The 16892-nt window shown below is 60.0% G+C and carries 18 protein-coding genes; 5 read left to right on the top strand and 13 right to left on the bottom strand.

The features are described from left to right. The first annotated feature begins 55 nt into the window (after window positions 1-55). The 3 genes from ACP7DE_RS07800 to ACP7DE_RS07790 all read left to right on the top strand — a co-directional run bounded on the left by ACP7DE_RS07800 (window position 56) and on the right by ACP7DE_RS07790 (window position 3615). Window positions 56-2494 (top strand): TonB-dependent receptor plug domain-containing protein, encoded by a 2439-nt coding sequence (locus ACP7DE_RS07800; protein WP_426071563.1) that lies wholly within the window; start codon window positions 56-58, stop codon window positions 2492-2494. A gap of 159 nt (window positions 2495-2653) precedes the next feature. Then, window positions 2654-3265, top strand: a complete 612-nt coding sequence (locus ACP7DE_RS07795; RefSeq protein WP_426071562.1) for an immunity protein Imm33 domain-containing protein — start codon at window positions 2654-2656, stop codon at window positions 3263-3265. After that, entirely contained in the window at window positions 3262-3615 is a 354-nt protein-coding gene (locus ACP7DE_RS07790) for an MmcQ/YjbR family DNA-binding protein (protein WP_426071561.1), read from the top strand. Before ACP7DE_RS07795 ends, ACP7DE_RS07790 begins: the two co-directional genes overlap by 4 nt. Here ACP7DE_RS07790 and ACP7DE_RS07785 read toward each other — a convergent pair. From ACP7DE_RS07785 to ACP7DE_RS07750, 8 genes are all read right to left on the bottom strand, one after another. Beyond that, entirely contained in the window at window positions 3612-4544 is a 933-nt protein-coding gene (locus ACP7DE_RS07785) for a CysB family HTH-type transcriptional regulator (protein ID WP_426071560.1), read from the bottom strand. The genes ACP7DE_RS07790 and ACP7DE_RS07785 overlap by 4 nt on opposite strands. Before the next feature lie 14 nt (window positions 4545-4558). Then, complete coding sequence (locus ACP7DE_RS07780) at window positions 4559-5629, bottom strand: sulfate/molybdate ABC transporter ATP-binding protein (protein WP_426071559.1); 1071 nt, start codon at window positions 5627-5629, stop codon at window positions 4559-4561. Window positions 5630-5631: 2 nt separating this feature from the next. After that, window positions 5632-6558, bottom strand: coding sequence for a sulfate ABC transporter permease subunit CysW (gene cysW, locus ACP7DE_RS07775; protein WP_426071558.1), 927 nt, complete (start codon window positions 6556-6558; stop codon window positions 5632-5634). After that, window positions 6555-7364, bottom strand: a complete 810-nt coding sequence (gene cysT / locus ACP7DE_RS07770; RefSeq protein WP_070224513.1) for a sulfate ABC transporter permease subunit CysT — start codon at window positions 7362-7364, stop codon at window positions 6555-6557. Before cysT ends, cysW begins: the two co-directional genes overlap by 4 nt. Window positions 7365-7594: 230 nt before the next feature. Then, window positions 7595-8233, bottom strand: coding sequence for a peroxiredoxin (locus ACP7DE_RS07765; RefSeq protein WP_426071557.1), 639 nt, complete (start codon window positions 8231-8233; stop codon window positions 7595-7597). 44 nt (window positions 8234-8277) lie between these two features. Next, the gene (locus ACP7DE_RS07760; protein WP_426071556.1) at window positions 8278-8844 is read right to left on the bottom strand and encodes an RBBP9/YdeN family alpha/beta hydrolase; all 567 of its coding nucleotides are present in this window, start codon (window positions 8842-8844) and stop codon (window positions 8278-8280) included. A gap of 53 nt (window positions 8845-8897) precedes the next feature. Continuing rightward, window positions 8898-9902: a sulfate ABC transporter substrate-binding protein gene (locus ACP7DE_RS07755; protein WP_426071554.1), complete on the bottom strand. Its 1005-nt coding sequence runs from the start codon at window positions 9900-9902 to the stop codon at window positions 8898-8900. A 130-nt stretch (window positions 9903-10032) separates the two neighbouring features. Then, the gene (locus tag ACP7DE_RS07750) at window positions 10033-10416 is read right to left on the bottom strand and encodes a diacylglycerol kinase (protein WP_426071553.1); all 384 of its coding nucleotides are present in this window, start codon (window positions 10414-10416) and stop codon (window positions 10033-10035) included. Window positions 10417-10569: 153 nt separating this feature from the next. On the opposite strand from ACP7DE_RS07750, the gene ACP7DE_RS07745 reads away from it, so the two are divergent. Next, window positions 10570-11349: an IclR family transcriptional regulator gene (locus tag ACP7DE_RS07745; protein WP_099378009.1), complete on the top strand. Its 780-nt coding sequence runs from the start codon at window positions 10570-10572 to the stop codon at window positions 11347-11349. Between the two features lie 33 nt (window positions 11350-11382). On the opposite strand, the gene ACP7DE_RS07740 is transcribed toward ACP7DE_RS07745, so the two are convergent. From ACP7DE_RS07740 to ACP7DE_RS07730, 3 genes are all read right to left on the bottom strand, one after another. Continuing rightward, window positions 11383-12456, bottom strand: a complete 1074-nt coding sequence (locus tag ACP7DE_RS07740; protein WP_426071552.1) for a serine hydrolase — start codon at window positions 12454-12456, stop codon at window positions 11383-11385. 176 nt (window positions 12457-12632) lie between these two features. Further along, window positions 12633-13352 (bottom strand): nitroreductase, encoded by a 720-nt coding sequence (locus ACP7DE_RS07735; protein ID WP_426071551.1) that lies wholly within the window; start codon window positions 13350-13352, stop codon window positions 12633-12635. 68 nt (window positions 13353-13420) lie between these two features. Continuing rightward, on the bottom strand, window positions 13421-14347 hold the full coding sequence (locus ACP7DE_RS07730) for a DMT family transporter (RefSeq protein ID WP_426071550.1): 927 nt from the start codon (window positions 14345-14347) through the stop codon (window positions 13421-13423). A 350-nt stretch (window positions 14348-14697) separates the two neighbouring features. Between ACP7DE_RS07730 and ACP7DE_RS07725 the strand changes: the two genes are divergently transcribed. After that, complete coding sequence (locus ACP7DE_RS07725) at window positions 14698-15261, top strand: phasin family protein (protein WP_426071549.1); 564 nt, start codon at window positions 14698-14700, stop codon at window positions 15259-15261. Between the two features lie 116 nt (window positions 15262-15377). Here ACP7DE_RS07725 and ACP7DE_RS07720 read toward each other — a convergent pair whose 3' ends face one another. After that, window positions 15378-16100 (bottom strand): ABC transporter ATP-binding protein, encoded by a 723-nt coding sequence (locus ACP7DE_RS07720; RefSeq protein ID WP_426071770.1) that lies wholly within the window; start codon window positions 16098-16100, stop codon window positions 15378-15380. 11 nt (window positions 16101-16111) lie between these two features. Then, window positions 16112-16885 (bottom strand): ABC transporter ATP-binding protein, encoded by a 774-nt coding sequence (locus ACP7DE_RS07715; RefSeq protein WP_131689619.1) that lies wholly within the window; start codon window positions 16883-16885, stop codon window positions 16112-16114. Between the last annotated feature and the right edge of the window lie 7 nt (window positions 16886-16892).

Raw genomic sequence — 16892 nt, 5'->3', positions numbered from 1 at the left:
TTTCGTCATCGGACCGCCATGGTCCGCGCAACCACCAACCGAAGAGATATCGTCGATGAGTTCAAGCACCGCCCGCTCCCAGCTTCCCGCCCTGCCCATAAAAACCGTTATCGCCGCCAGCCTGATCGCCTGCTTCAGCCTGCCAATGCATGTGCAAGCGCAGCAAGAGCTGCCGGCTGAGGGGGAATTGCAATCGGTGGTGGTCACCGGCACCTTCGCCAAGAACCGCCGCACCATCGATTCCGAATCGCCGATCGACATCCTCACCTCGCGCGACCTGCAAAGCACGGGCTCGGGCGAACTGGCCACCGTGCTGGCGCGCCTGCTGCCATCGCTGAACTTTGCCCGCGCCACGGGCGCTGATGCCAGCGACGCCGTGCGCCCTGCCCAGCTGCGCGGCCTGTCGCCGGACCAGACCCTGGTGCTGGTGAACGGCAAGCGCCGCTACACTTCGGCCGTCGTCAACGTCAACGGTTCACTGGGTCGCGGCTCGGCACCCGTCGACCTGAACGCCATTCCCCTGGCCGCCATCGACCACGTGGAAGTGCTGCGCGATGGCGCGGCGGCCCAATACGGCTCCGACGCGATTGCCGGCGTGATCAACATCATCCTGAAAAAAGGCGCGGCCGGCGGCGACGTCGAAGTGGGCTATGGCCAGACGCAGGAGCGCGACGGCAAGCAGAAATCCATCAAGGGTTCGGCCGGCTTCGCCCTGGGCGAGGACGGCTGGGTACGTGTCTCGGCCGAAGTGGCTGAACGCGATCCGACCAACCGCGCCGGCGCCGATTTCCGCAATCCGCTGGAACCGCGCTATGGCAAGGTCAACCAGCGCTACGGCGACCCGGAAAGCAAGCCGGCAACGATTTTCCTCAACAGCGAATACCACATCAATGACAATGTGGACTGGTATGCCTTCGGCAACTACGGCAAGCGCGACACGTCGGCCGCCGCCACCTGGCGCACGGCGCTGATCCAGGACTCTGTCACCAAAGCGTATTCTCAGCGCACGCCGCTCTTCCCGGAAGGCTTCTTGCCGCTGCAAAACAGCACCCTGACCGACCAGTCCATCGTCACGGGCTTGCGCGGTGAAGCGGCCGGCTGGCGCTGGGATGCCAGCATCAATTACGGTAGCAACAAGTTCGAACTGGACCTGGACAACACGGTCAACCAGTCGCTGGGCGCGAACAGCCCCACGCATTTCTATGCCGGCTCACTGAAAAATGAACAGACGGTATTGAACCTCGATGCGGCGCGCGAGTTTCCCGTGTCTTACTTTACGGGCCCGCTGACGGTAGCCGTGGGTGCCGAAGCGCGCCATGAAAAGTACAGCATCGGTGCCGGCGATGAAGCGTCGTACATCACCGCAGATCCGAAGCTGGCTGGCGGCTCGCAGGGCTTTGCCGGCTTCCGTCCGGCCAACGCTGGCAGCCACTCGCGCCATAACGAGTCGATCTATGTGAACCTGGAAGCGGAAGCAACGAAGAAACTGTCGGGCGGCGTGGCCCTGCGCCATGAACGCTACAGCGATTTCGGCAGCACCACCTCGGCCAAGGGTTCGGCCCGTTATGCGTTCACCGATGCGCTGTCCCTGCGCGGCACGGTGTCAAGCGGCTTCCGCGCGCCATCGCTGGCACAGCAGTATTACACCATCACCACGACCAACTTCCAGGTCGTCAACGGCGTCAATACGCCAATCGAGACGGGCACCTTCGCCGTCAACACGCCGCAGGCGCGCGCTCTGGGCGCACAGGACCTGAAACCGGAAAAGGCGCGCAACTACAGCCTCGGCCTGCAGTTCCAGCCCAGCCGCAACTTCACGACGACAGTGGACGCCTACCGCATCGACATCGACAACCGCATCCTGTTCTCAGCCAATCTGATCCTCAGCAATGCTTTGAAGAACATCCTGGCAGCGCAGGGCACGCCGGTGGGCTCGGGACGCTATTTCACCAACGCTGTCGATACGCGCACGGAAGGCGTGGACATCGTCAGCACCTACCGCATCGACCTGCAAGAGAAGGACCGCCTGGACTTGACCGTGGCGTACAACCACAACAAGAGTTCGGTGGAGCGCGTGGCGAACAACCCGGCCATCCTGACGGCCAATAACCTGAAGCTGATCGACCGCCAGAGCATCGACCGCATCACGGTGGCATCGCCGAAAGACAAGTTCAGCCTGGCTGCCGACTACGGCTTCGGCATCTGGAATGCGCACGGCGTCGTGACGCGCTACGGCAGCTTCACCGTGCCGCAAAACGACGTCAAGCTGGACCAGACGTATGACCCGCAATGGGTGCTGGACGTGTCCGGTTCCGTGAAACTGGGCAAGAACTGGCGCCTGGTGGCCGGCATCGACAACGTCACCAACCGCTACCCGGCGCAAGTGACCAGCAACGGCAACCTGAGCGTCAACGGCACCCAGCCGTACAGCATCTTCGCGCCGAACGGTTTCAACGGCCGCTATTACTACGCCAAGGCGGGTTATAGCTGGTAATAGCTGGTAATAGCTGGTAATAGCAACGCAGCACGGGAGGCATCTGCCTCCCGTTTTTTATTCCGGCCTTCGACACCGAATAAAGCGCTGGCGTACGGGTGGCCATCCTTGCCTGCAATCGGCTACCATGGGTTTTATTCTTCTTGACGACGGACCACCATGCCCAGCTGGCACCTGGCCGACGCCGCCGAACTGGCGGCGCGCCATCCCTACACCTTCTATAAATCGCCGCCCGAGGCCATCGCCCAGGTGCGCCCCGGCGATGTGGTCAAGCTGATCTTCGCCTTCCACAGTGACGATCCGCAAGCACCGGGCGCCGAGCGCATGTGGGTGCTGGTCGAGACGGTGGAAGCGCATGAGCATTTCACCGGCAAGCTCGACAACATGCCTGGCCACATTCGGGATCTGCAGGCCAAAGACCCCGTCGACTTCGCGGCGCGCCACATCATCAATACGCAGCACGACGATGACGATAACCTCGTCAACCGCTATGCGGGCCTGTGCTTCGTCACCAAGCGCGTGCTGGAAGATGGCGCGCCCGTCGGCTATCTGTACCGTGAGGAACCCGACAATGCCGACGACAGCGGCTGGCGCTTCACGGCCAACGATGAAAACGACGATTACATCAACGACAGCGCCAACATGGCCTTGATCTCGCTGGGCGCCGTGCTCAGCGTGGACGACCGTTTCATCCGCCTGCTGGATTCTCCGGCCGGGTCAGCCTATGCTTTCGACCACAACACGCAACAATTCATGGCGGTTGACGAATGACAACAGATGAACTGAAAGACTTTTGCGCGGCGCTGCCCGGCGCGCAAGCCGTGCTGTACGGCCCGCCGTCGAACATCCTCGTGGTTGAGGTGAGCGGCAAGAAATTTGCCTACTTTAAGACCAGCGCACCGGAACAGTGGCGCTTCAGCTTGCGGGTCAGCGCGGCACGCTTTATTGAACTGACGGACATGCCCGGCGTGAAACCGGCCCGCTACATGGGCCGCTTTCACTGGGTCACCATCGTCGATGTGGCGCGCTTCCCTGCCGATTACCTGATGGAACTGGTGCAGGATTCCCACGCGCGCGCCGTGGCCAGCCTGACGCGCGCGCAGCGGGCAGCCATCGGCTAGAGGGCTTCCTCTCCCGCCATGGCGCGGTCGATGTCTTCGCGCGTCAGATCCGGCGCCAGTTGCAGGATGAACTCGTAGGCGTAGGCGCGCAGGTAGGCGCCACGGCGCACGGCCAGGCGCGTCGTGTTGGTGGCGAACAAATGCGACGCTTCCACCGCCCGCAATCCCTTGTCGCGGCCATGGTCGAAGGCCATCGATGCCACGATGCCCACGCCCATGCCCAGCGCCACGTATTGCTTGATGACGTCGGAATCCATGGCCGTCAAAATAATATCGGTGGCCACGCCCGCCTTGGCGAAGGCATCGTCGATATGGCCGCGTCCCGTGAAACCCTTGTCGTAGGTAATCAACGGGTATTTCGCCAGGTCTTCCAGGCGGATGGGCGAATGGTCGAGCAACGGATGACCGTCCGGCACGACGATCAAATGGCTCCAGCGGTAGCACGGGAACGACACCAGGTCGGGGAACTGGCTCAGGCCTTCCGTGGCGATGCCGATATCGGTCTTGCCCGACAGCACCCATTCCGCGATATGCTCGGGCGCGCTTTGTTGCAGCGCAATGCGCACGTCGGGGAAAGCGGCGCGGAAGCCCTGCACCACTTTCGGCAGCGCATAGCGCGCCTGCGTGTGCGTCGCCGCCACCGATAACGTTCCGCTGGTCTGGCCGCTGTATTCCAAGCTGGCTTGCTGCAAGTTTTCCGCCTCGATCAAGAGGCGGTCGACGATTTTCAGGATGCCCTTGCCCGGCTCCGTCAAGCCCGTCAAGCGCTTGCCGTTGCGCTCGAAAATCACCACGCCCAGCTCGTCCTCAAGTTCGCGGATCTGCCGGCTCACGCCCGGCTGCGACGTGAACAGGGCGTTCGCCACTTCCGTCAGGTTGTAGCCGCGGCGGGCCGCTTCGCGGATTGAGCGCAGTTGTTGAAAATTCATAGTATTGCAGCCTCTTAGGTTCTTGTCGGTTCAACGAACACGTGTAATCGTTTCGGGCGCACGACCAGGGTCTCGCCCTCTTTCAGTTGCAGATGGGTGAAGCGCTCGTTCGACATCACCGCTTCGATCAGTTCGCTGTTATCGACGCGCTGCAAGTCCAGTTGGGCCAGCGGGCCGATCGCATGGGCGCGGCTCAGCTTGACCACGATGCCTTCGGCGCCCTGCGTGTAGCGGTCGATTTCCAGGTCGTGCGGACGCACATAGGCCGTGCCCTTGCTGTCGCTCACGCCCGCGTAATCGGGTACTTCGAAGCTGGCGTCACCGGTCGCCATCACGCCGTCATGCACGCGGCCGTGGAACAGGTTGACGTTGCCCAGGAAGCCGTAGACGAAGGGCGAAGCCGGGTGGTTGTAAACTTGTTCCGGGGAACCGATTTGCTCGACAGTGCCTTTGTTCATCAGCACCACCTGGTCAGCCACTTCCAGCGCCTCTTCCTGGTCATGCGTGACGAAAATGCTGGTGACGTGCAAGTCGTCATGCAGGCGGCGCAGCCAGCGGCGCAATTCCTTGCGCACCTTGGCGTCGAGCGCGCCAAACGGTTCATCGAGCAGCAGCACACGGGGCTCGACAGCCAGTGCGCGCGCCAGGGCGATGCGCTGGCGTTGGCCGCCCGACAACTGCGGCGGATAGCGGTCGGCCAGCCAGTCCAGCTGCACCAGCTCCAGCAAATCTTTTACCTTGCGGCGGATCTGGTCTTCCGACGGGCGCTCGCTGCGCGACTTCACGCGCAAGCCAAAGGCCACGTTTTCAAACACCGTCATGTGCTTGAACAGCGCATAGTGTTGAAACACGAAACCCACTTGGCGCTCGCGCACGTGGCGGTTCGATGCGTCTTCCGCGTCCAGCAGTACTTGTCCGCTGTCCGGATGCTCGAGGCCGGCAATGATGCGCAGCAAGGTGGTCTTGCCGCAACCGGACGGGCCCAGCAAGGCAGTCAGTTCACCGGCGGGAAAGTCCAGCGAGATATTGTCGAGGGCGACGAAATCGCCGAAACGCTTATGGATGTTGTTAACTGCGATGGTCATGATCAGTGCTCCGTAGAACGTAAGGCGGAATCGTCGGCGTCGCTCTCGTTCAAACGCCACTCAATAAAAGCTTTCAAGGCCAGGGTCACCAGCGCCAGCAGGGCCAGCAGGGAGGCGACGGCAAACGCGGCGGCAAAGTTGTACTCGTTGTACAAAATCTCCACTTGCAGCGGCATGGTGTTGGTTTCGCCGCGGATATGGCCGGAGACCACGGACACGGCGCCGAACTCGCCCATGGCGCGGGCGTTACACAGGATCACGCCATACAGCAAACCCCATTTGATATTTGGCAAGGTGACTCTGCGGAAAGTATTCCAGCCCGAGGCGCCCAGCACGATGGCGGCCTCTTCCTCTTCGCTGCCCTGCGCCTGCATCAGCGGGATCAGTTCGCGCGCCACGAAGGGGAAGGTGATGAAGATGGTGGCCAGCACGATGCCGGGCACGGCAAACAAAATCTTGATGTCGTGCGCCTGCAGCCACGGGCCGAACCAGCCCTGGGCGCCAAACATCAGCACGTAGATCAAGCCGGAAATCACGGGCGAGACGGAAAACGGCAAGTCGATCAGGGTCAGCAAAATGCTCTTGCCACGGAATTCGAACTTGGCGATGCACCAGGAAGCGGCCACGCCGAAGACCAGGTTCAACGGCACGGCGATGGCCGCCGTGATCAGGGTCAGCTTGATGGCGGAAATCGCGTCCGGATCGATGATGGCGGCGATATACGCTTCCCAGCCCTTCTTGAACGCTTCGGCAAACACGGCCACCAGGGGCACGATCAGGAAGGTCGTCAGGAACAGCAAGGCGATGCTGATCAATACCGTGCGCACCCACAAGGGTTCCAGCACGACGGGACCGACGTTCGGTTCGAAGCGGCGCGCTTTTGGCAGCGCATCTTCCACATTCGCAACCGCAGAGACATTGGTACTCATGATTTCTTCGCCTTTCCGCGCGTCCATGCTTGCAGCAGGTTAATCGTCAACAACAGCAGGAAAGACACCACCAGCATCACCACGGCGATGGCCGTGGCGCCTGCGTAATCGTATTGCTCCAGCTTGGTAATAATGAACAGTGGCGTGATTTCCGACACCATCGGCATGTTGCCGGCGATGAAGATCACGGAACCGTATTCGCCCGTGGCGCGGGCAAAGGCCAGCGCAAAGCCCGTCAGCAAGGACGGCAAAATCGTGGGGAAGATGACGCGGATAAACGTTTGCAGCGAATTGGCGCCCAGGCTGGCGGCCGCCTCTTCCAGTTCTTTTTCCGCGTCTTCCAGCACCGGTTGCACGGTGCGCACGACGAAAGGCAAGCCGATGAAAGTCAGCGCCACCACCACGCCCAGCGGCGTGAACGCCACCTTGATGCCCAGCACGCCTTCGATGAACTGGCCGAACCAGCCGTTCGACGAATACAGGGCCGTCAGGGTGATGCCAGCGACGGCCGTTGGCAAGGCGAACGGCAAGTCGACCAGCGCATCGATGATGCGCTTGCCAGGAAATTTATAACGCACCAGCACCCAGGCCAGGATGCCGCCAAACACCACGTTCAGCAAGGCGGCGATCAGCGAGGCGCCAAACGTCAGCCGGTACGACGCCATCACGCGCTCGGATGTAACTGCGCTGAAGAAGGCGTCCCAGGTCATGGTGAAGGTTTTCAGGAACACCGACGAGAGCGGAATGAGGACGATCAAGGCCAAGTAAAAGAGCGTGAAGCCCAGTGACAGCTTAAACCCCGGCATGACCCGAAACGGCGCTCCGCGCGCCTTGAGCGGTGCTGCTGATGCTGCAGACATAGAAACCCCTTCTTATTACATTTTTGAGTTACAAGGCGCAATAATCACATGCAATCGTTATAAAAAGAACTAACCATTTCTCATTTGCTTAGATGGATTTTGCATACTTGTCCACCGAATCGTTGGGCGAAAAAAAACGCACCAGCGAGGTGCGTTTTTTGTTGGAGTGGCAATTTTTATTTATTGGGTTGTGGTGTCAGGCGGAGATATGGCTTGGTGGCCGTAAAGCCCTTCGGATACTTCTGCTTGATCACGTCCGGGTCTTGCACGGTCAAGGGAATGATGACGTCGTCGCCATCTTTCCAGTTGCCGGGCGTGGCCACCGTGTAGCCGTCCGTCAGTTGCAGGGCGTCGAGGACGCGCAGGATTTCATTGAAGTTGCGGCCCGTGCTCAGCGGATACGTGAGGATCAGCCGTACTTTCTTGTTCGGGTCAATGATGAAGACGGAGCGCACGGTGGCCGTGACGGATTGCTCCGGGTGGATCATGTCGTACAGCACCGACACTTTCTTGTCGACGTCGGCGATGATGGGGAAGCCCACCACCGTGTTTTGCGTCTCTTCGATATCCTTGATCCAGCTCTTGTGCGACTCGGCCGCGTCCACCGACAGGGCGATGGCCTTCACGTTGCGCTTGTCGAATTCCGGCTTGAGCTTGGCCGTCAGGCCCAGTTCCGTCGTGCACACGGGCGTAAAGTCGGCCGGGTGGGAAAACAGCACCACCCAGGAGTCGCCAGCCCACTCATGGAACTTGAGCGTGCCGATCGAGCTGTCTTGTTCAAAATCAGGGGCGACATCGCCCAGGCGTAAAGTCATCGTGATCTCCTTGTGAAGTTGTGTGGCTATGGATATTCGTCGAATCAGGCTGCCTGACGGTGGCGTTTGTGGCTTTGCGCCAGATCAAACAGTGTTTGCAGTTGCGCCTGGCCATAGACCCAGTCACCAAGGCGCGACTCGGCGTTGATATGGCCCAGCGCACCGCCATCAATATACTTGCAATTCCAGCGCCGTGCCCACTGCGCCGCGTGCTCGGCCGTCATCCACGGGTCCGTCTGACTGGCGATCAATATGCCGGGACACGGCAAGCGCTTTTGCGGCAAGGCTTGCGCCACGCCAAACTTGTCCGGATCGGCCGGCCCCACCAGCAGCACGCCGGCCACGCCGTGCGGGTCGCGGGCCAGGCTGTGCGCCGTCGTCAAACAGCCAAAGCTGTGGGCAACGATCAGGGTCGGGCGCGCATCTTGCCGCCGCACCTGGTCCAGGCGCGCCGACCAGGTGGCCAGGTCAGGTGCGTTCCAGTCGTCCTGCTCGACCCGTTCGAATTGCGGATACAGGCGCTGCCAGCGACTCTGCCAATGCTCGGGACCGCTGTTATGCAAGCCCGGCACGATCAGTACCCGGTAATCGGAAAAGCTGCGCAGCGCCATGATGGATCCCTTTTAGTAGCAGTCTGGCAACCGTTCCCGATTGCCATCCGATATTATTTAGGCTGGTAGATCTGGTCGAAAATGCCGCCGTCGGCAAAGTGTGCCTTTTGCGCCGTCGTCCAGCCACCGGCCACTTGCTCGATGGTGAACAGCTTGACCTTGGCGAACTGCGACGCGTATTTCTTCGCCGCCTTGTCCGTGGCCGGACGGTAGTAATTCTTGGCGATGATATCTTGCGCTTCGTCCGTGTACAGGTAGTTCAGGTAAGCCTCGGCTACCTTGCGCGTACCGTGCTTGTCGGCAAACTTGTCCACAACGGCGACGGGTGGCTCAGCCAGGATGCTGACGGAAGGCGTGATGATGTCGAACTTGGTCGGGCCCAGTTCCTTGACGGCCAAGTAAGCCTCATTTTCCCAGGCGATCAGCACGTCGCCGATGCCACGTTCGACGAAGGTGGTGGTGGCGCCGCGCGCGCCGGAATCGAGCACGGGCACGTTTTTATACAGCTTGCCGAGGAAATCCTTGGCCTTGGCTTCGTTGCCGCCCGGCTGGCGCAAGGCATAGCCCCAGGCTGCCAAATGATTCCAGCGGGCGCCGCCCGAGGTTTTCGGATTCGGCGTGATGACGGAGACGCCCGGCTTGATCAAGTCATTCCAATCCTTGATGCCTTTCGGATTGCCCTTGCGCACGAGAAACACGATGGTCGAGGTGTAAGGCGAGCTGTTGTGCGTCAAGCGTTTTTGCCAGTCGGCGGCCAGCAATTTGTGCTCGGCCAGCGCATCGATGTCGTAGGCCAGGGCCAGGGTCACCACGTCCGCTTCCAGGCCGTCGATGACGGCGCGCGCCTGTTTGCCGGAACCGCCATGCGATTGCTTGATCTTGACGTTGTCACCCGTCTTGCCTTTCCACTCCTTGGCAAATGCCGTGTTCACATCCTGGTACAGCTCACGCGTCGGGTCATACGACACGTTGAGCAGGGTGATATCGGCAGCCTGCGCCGTTTGCAGAATGGCAAACGCGCTGACGGCGGCGGCAATGATGATTTTTTTCGACAGCATCTAAGATCCCCGTGTGGTTGAACTTTCAGAGCCACCAGATTACGGCGCTATGGCCGCAAAGAGAACGAAGCGTTTCGCCGTTTGATATGCGTTTTTCGCATATGGACGGCGAACAACGGGGATTTAGCGGTTAATAAAAGCGGTTGAACAGCACCACGGACCACGTGGCGAAGGCCAGGATGCAAGTCAGCAACACGGCGGCGCTGCCGAAATCCTTGGCGTTTTTCGACAGCGGATGGCGCTCGAGCGAAATACGGTCGACCACGGCTTCCAACGCGGAATTGATCAATTCGACGATCAATACCAGCAGCAGCACGCCGATCAACAGCAGTTTTTCAAAGGCGGAGATGCGCAGCAGCAAGGCGATCAGCGTGCCGACGAAGAACAGGCCCAGTTCCTGGCGAAACGCGTGTTCATGACGCCAGGCCGCCTTCAAGCCGTCGAGCGAGTAGAAAAAGGCGGAAAAAATCCGTTTCAAGCCACTTTTGCTCTTGAATTCATTGACAGGTTGCATAGTTTTCCATGGTTCAAAGTACGTCCAGCCGCCAATTATGAGGGCCAACATGAGAATTGTGACAATTTATTCGCTGAATATCTCGGAACATTTCACTATTTTTTCACATCATGGTATAAAGAAGCATGAATACTGCATTGCACCAAATCCATCATGAAAATTGAACCGGTCGCTGCCCCGAAGACGACGATCCAGGTGATCGAACGCATGGTCGCCCTGCTCGATGCCCTGGCCAAATATTCCGACCCGGTCAGCCTGAAGGAATTGTCCAAGGTATCCGGCTTGCACCCCTCGACGGCGCACCGCATCCTCAACGACATGGTGCTGACGCGCTTTGTCGACCGCATCGAACCGGGTACGTACCGCCTGGGCATGCGCCTGCTGGAACTGGGCAATGTGGTGAAAAGCCGCCTCAGCGTACGCGAAGCGGCGCTGGACTTCATGCGCCAGTTGCACAAGAAAACCCAGCAAACCATCAACCTGTCCGTGCGCCAGGGCGACGAGATCGTCTACATCGACCGCGCCTTTTCCGAGCGCTCGGGCATGCAAGTGGTGCGCGCAATCGGTGGCCGCGGCCCGCTGCACCTGACCTCGACAGGCAAACTGTTCCTCTCCGTCGACGAGCCGAAAGCCATCCGCGCGTATGCCACGCGCACGGGCTTGGCCGGACACAACAAGAATTCCATCACGGATCTGCAAAAGCTCGAACGCGAGCTGAGCCTGGTGCGCGAGCGCGGCTATGCGCGCGACAATGAAGAGCTGGAATTGGGCGTGCGCTGTATGGCCGCCGGCATCCGCGACGATACAGGCAAGCTGATTGCCGGCCTGTCGATTTCCGCGCCGGCCGACCGCCTGCAAGATGAGTGGCTGGTCGACTTGGTCGAGACGGCGAACCAGATTTCCGTCACCTTGGGATTTATACCCCAAGAGTAAAAATACAGGGCAGCAATGCCGCCCGGTACATTCTTAACCGCCAGGCAGGCTCATGTTGGCAGGCTTGAGAGCCTCCAGCCACTTGCGCATGCGCCCCGCATCGGCCGTGCGCGACTGTTTCCCCTTGGAATCGAGGAAGACCATGATCACGGCCCGTCCTTCGATGACGGCCTGCATCATCAAGCAGCGGCCCGCCTCGTTGATGAAGCCCGTCTTTTGCAAGCCGATTTCCCAGCCCGGGTTGGCCACCAGGTGATTCGTATTGCCAAACTGCATGGGCTGGCCGCTGGCTTCGACGATGGCTTTCGGGTCCGTCGAGTACTCGCGCAGCAGCGGATGGCGAAAGGCGGCCATGGCCAGCTTGCCCAGGTCGCGCGCGCTGGCCACATTCATTTTCGACAAACCGCTGGAATCGACGTAATGCGTATCGAGCATGCCCAGCTGGCGCGCCTTGCTGTTCATGGCGTCGACAAACGATGGCAAGCCGCCCGGATAATTGCGGCCCAGCGCCGAGGCGGCGCGGTTTTCCGAGCTCATCAAGGCGATATGCAACATATTCGCGCGCGTCAATTGTGAGCCCACTTTCAGGCGGGAGCTGCTGAACTTGGCGCGGTCGACGTCCTCGTCCATGATCGTCAGCACTTCATCCATGTCCTGGCGCGCTTCGACCACCACCAGACCCGTCATCATCTTGGTGATGGAGGCGATGGGCAAGGCGACATTGGAATTCTTTTCAAACAGCACCTCCGAATTGGCCTGGTCCAGCACCAGCGCCACGCTCGATTTGAGGTCGAGCGGATCGCGCGTGAGGTTCAGGCCAGCCAGGTCGCCCATGGTGGGCATCGGTGCGGCCATGGGCACGGCCACGCTGCTGACTTTCTGATAGATGACTTTGCGTTTGCCGCGCACCATGACGACCCGGCGCACGCTCTTGTCGCGCGGCGCGGCCGTCGCGCCCTTGCGCAACACCACTTTGACTTTCTTGGTATTGTATTTCTTGGAGGCTGAGGATTTGCCGTTCGCTTCCTTGGCGTGCACGGCCGCAGCCGGCGCCAACGCAAACAGCAGGGAAGCCAGGATACCCAGCGCAAGTTTAAACTTAGCCATTCGATAATTCCCCGTGAAGCTGTTGCCTTATTGCAGTGTAGCGAAATGCAGAGTAATCGCAAGCCAATTTAACAGTTAGGACAGTATTTATTGCAGCAACGAAATACAAATCGTTAGCGATCAGAAAACAATCTCATCCTTAACCGGCTGTTTGCCTGTGCAGATCGCTGGCGTGTCTATTTGTCCATGAATTTAACAAAGCCGGCCAGCGGCTCGCGTTCCGTGCTCAAGCGGTTCTCGATCTTATCCGGGTCGGCATAGCCGAGCGCCATGCCGCACACTACCATTTCACTGGCCGGCACGCCCAGTTCCTCGCGGATGATGTCATGGTAATGGATGAAGGCCGCTTGCGGGCAGGTATCGAGTCCCCGCGCTCGCGCCGCCAGCATGATGTTTTGCAAGAACATGCCGTAGTCGAGCCAGGAACCCTGTTCCAGTACCCGCTCGATGGTAAAGATCAGGCCGACGGGCGCATCGAAAAACTGGAAATTGCGTCCATGCTGGGCCGCCATGCCGGCCGTGTCGCCCCGCTCCAGGCCCAGCAGCTGATACAGGTCCAGGCCGATCTTGCGGCGGCGCTCGATGAACGGCGCCGTCCACTGGCGCGGGTAATAGATATACGACGCCATGCGCGCAGGCGCATCGGGCGCTTTCGGCGCGGCATAGGCGTCGAGGATGCGGCGCGACAGGCGCAGGCGCGCCTCGCCCGACAGCACATACACTTTCCACGGCTGCATGTTGGCGCCCGAGGGTGCGCGCGCTGCCACTTCCAGGATGCGCGCGATATCGTCCTGCGCCACCGGCGTGGGCAGGAAGGCGCGGATCGAACGGCGCGACACGATGACGGCGTCCACGGCTTGCTGCGTCGACTGTGTTTCAGATGCTTGCTTGCTCACTGCCCTGCTCTCCCGCTTGTTATCTGCTTGTTCTCTGCTTGTTCTCTGCTTGTTCTCTACCTGATGCGCTATTTCTTGACCACAAACACCACGCCGACCACGGCCACCAGCATGCCGGCGATACCCAGCATATTAAATGCTTCGCCAAACATCAGCCAGGCCATCACGGCCGTCGTGGGCGGCGTCAGGTACAGCAAGCCCGTCACTTTCGTGGCATCGCTGCGGCGGATCAGGGCGAACAGCAGGAAGATGGCGCCGATGGATAACACAAGTACCGACCACAGCAAGGCGCCAATAAAATTCGCCGTCCATTGCACACTGCTGAAATGCCAATCCAGTCCTTCGTAATACAGGGCAAACGGCAACACCACCACGATAGAGGCGGCAAACTGCACTACCGTGCCGGTGCGCAAGTCGAATTGGGGACAGTGGCGTTTTTGATACATGGTGCCGGCCGTCATCGACAGCAAGGCAAACACGCACAGCAGCACGCTTTCCACGGTCAGGCCCACGAGGTTGATCTTGGCATACACGACCAAGGCCACGCCCAGCAAGCCAAAGAATAGGCCCAGCCACTGGCGCGGACGCACGGATTCGCCGATCAGGGGCGCGGCGCACGCCGTCAGCACGGGCTGCATGCCCACGATCAACGCGCTCAAACCGGCTGGCATGCCCAGTTTGATGGCACACCATACGCCAGCCAGATAGCCAGCCTGCATCAGGATGCCGGCCACGGCGATCTGGCGGAACTGTCCCACGGGCCATGGCGCGCGCAACAGCAACACCAGCGGCAGCAGGATCAGCAGCACGCCCAGAAAGCGCAGCAACAGGAAGGTCAGCGGCGGCGCGTACGGCAGGCCGAACTTGGCGACAATAAAACCTGTGCTCCATAACAACACGAAGAAGCCGGGCAAGGCCATCGGCGCCAGCGTCGTCAAGAAAGGGGCTTTGGGGGCTTTACCGCTGGTGCCAGCCGCGGCGGGAAGATTGGACATGGTATCAACTCGGGAAACGGGGTCGGCACCGGGACACGACGCCAGTGCGGGAGCCAAGTCTAGCATGCTGCGCCGCGATCGCCCCTGCCGCCCCTGGAAACAGCAGTTTTCGCGCAAACCATTAACACACAGAAATCAAATATTTCTCTTTAGAAACAATGGCTTTTGATGCAAATCTATTCAATTGTTGCATCGCACAAGAATCGCTTGACTTCGTTTTTTTTCACCGTAGAATAGGGTTTGTTGCGTTGCACAATTCTTGTTCAGCTTGAAAAATTTAGATTCACCTGCTTTCCCAAACGGTACACGCAGCATCAAATTAACCAGATTTCGATTTTTTGGAGATTTATATGTTTTCAATTCCTGAGCAATTTTCGTCCGCTACCAAAGCCAACCTGGAAGCCCAATTCGCCTTGTTCTCGTCGCTGACGGGCAAAGCCTTCGAAGGCATCGAAAAGATCGTCGAACTGAACCTGACCGCTGCCAAGGCGACCCTGGAAGAATCGACTGCCGCCGCCAAGCAATTGCTGTCGGCAAAAGATCCACAAGAATTCTTTTCGCTGAGCGCTGCTCAAGCCCAACCTAGCGCCGAAAAAGCCATCGCTTACGGCCGTCACCTGGCTGCCATCACGTCCGGCACGCAAGCCGAGTTCAGCAAAGCTGCTGAATCGCAAATCGCTGAAACTAACCGCAAAGTGCTGTCCCTGGTGGAAGAAGTCACCAAGAACGCGCCAGCCGGTTCGGAAAACGCCGTCGCCATCCTGAAAAGCGCCATCGGCAATGCCAATGCAGGCTACGAGCAATTCTCGAAAACCAGCAAGCAAGCCGTCGAAGCCATCGAGGCGAACCTGACATCGGCAGTGAACCAGTTCACGCAAGCGGCTGAAAAAGTCGTGCCGCGCACTGCCAAGTAATTCTTGCGCGACCGCTCCGGCGGTCCGTTGTTACCAGCTCCTCCAGGCATCCATCCCGCACTTCTCCGACGGATGCCATTATGCCCCAGCCCAGCTGGGGCATTTTTTATGCGCTATTACTCCCCCAGATACGCTGCCTTCACGCGCGGGTCATCGAGCATGGCGGCCGCGTTGCCGCCCATGGTGACCAGCCCGGAATCCATCACATAGCCGCGGTGCGCCGCTTGCAGGGCCAGGCGGGCATTTTGTTCGACCAGCAAAATCGTGATGCCTTCGGACGAGACCTTGCGGATCACCTCGAAGATTTTCTCGACCATGATGGGCGACAAGCCCATCGATGGCTCATCGAGCAGCAGCAGTTTCGGATGGCTCATCAGCGCGCGCGCCATGGCCAACATCTGCTGCTCGCCGCCCGACAGGGTGCCGGCCATCTGCGCCGCCCGCTCCTTCAGGCGCGGAAACACGTCGAACCATTTCTCGATATCGGCCTCGACACCCACCTTGTCCGTACGCGTGTAAGCGCCCATCATGAGGTTTTCGCGGATCGACATACGGGTAAACACGCCGCGCCCTTCCGGTACCATGGCCAGTCTCCTTTCCACCAAATGAAACGATTTCGTGCCCTTGAGCGATTCGCCCAGGTAGCTGATCGTGCCTTCGACCTTGCAGGCCGGCAACGTGCCCGTGATGGCTTTCAAGGTCGTCGTCTTGCCGGCGCCGTTCGCGCCGATCAGGGCGATCAGCTCGCCCTGGTTGACTTCCAGGTCGATGCCTTTCACCGCCTTGATGCCGCCGTAAGCCACGTGCAGGCCCGCGACCTTGAGTACGTTGTTGTTCAAGCCATTGTTAGTCATGCGTGCGATCCCCCCAGGTAAGCCTCGATGACGGCCGGGTTTTGTTGTATTTCGGCTGGCAATCCTTCGGCGATGCGCTTGCCATATTCGAGCACCGTGATGCGGTCGCACAGTCCCATCATCAGCTTCACGTCATGCTCGATCAACAGCACGGTCTTGCCTTCGGCCTTGATTTTTACCAGCAACTCGCGCAGGGCCAGCTTTTCCGTCGCATTCATGCCGGCCGCCGGCTCATCGAGGGCCAGCAGGGTCGGGTCGGTGGCCAGCGCGCGGGCGATTTCCAGGCGCCGCTGGTCACCATATGATAAAAAGCGCGCCGTCCGGTTGGCGAACTGGGCGATGCCGACGAAATCGAGCAGCTCCATGGCCCGCCGGCGGATGGACGCTTCTTCCTCGCGCGCCGCCTTATGGCGGAAGATGGCGCCGAACACACCCTGGTGCGAGCGCACATGGCGCCCCACCATGACGTTTTCCAGCGCCGTCATGTCGCCAAACAGGCGGATATTCTGGAAGGTACGGGCGATGCCCGCCTTGGCCACCTTGTGCGGCGCCGACGGCGAATACGGTTTGCCGGCCAGCTCGAAGGTGCCCGTGTCGGGCTGGTACAGACCGGTGATGACGTTGAAGAAAGTGGTCTTGCCGGCACCGTTCGGGCCGATCAAGCCGTAGATCTGCCCTTGCCGGATGGTAATGCCCACGTCGGTCAGCGCCTGCAGGCCGCCGAAACGTTTATTCACGCCGGCAATATTGAGAATGATCTGTTCGCTCATGCTATCC

Source organism: Janthinobacterium sp. DSP2-3-3, assembly GCF_049897325.1.
GTDB lineage: Bacteria > Pseudomonadota > Gammaproteobacteria > Burkholderiales > Burkholderiaceae_D > Janthinobacterium.
Note: the sequence above shows the minus strand (reverse complement) of the source record. Positions and strands in the feature narration are given on the sequence as shown.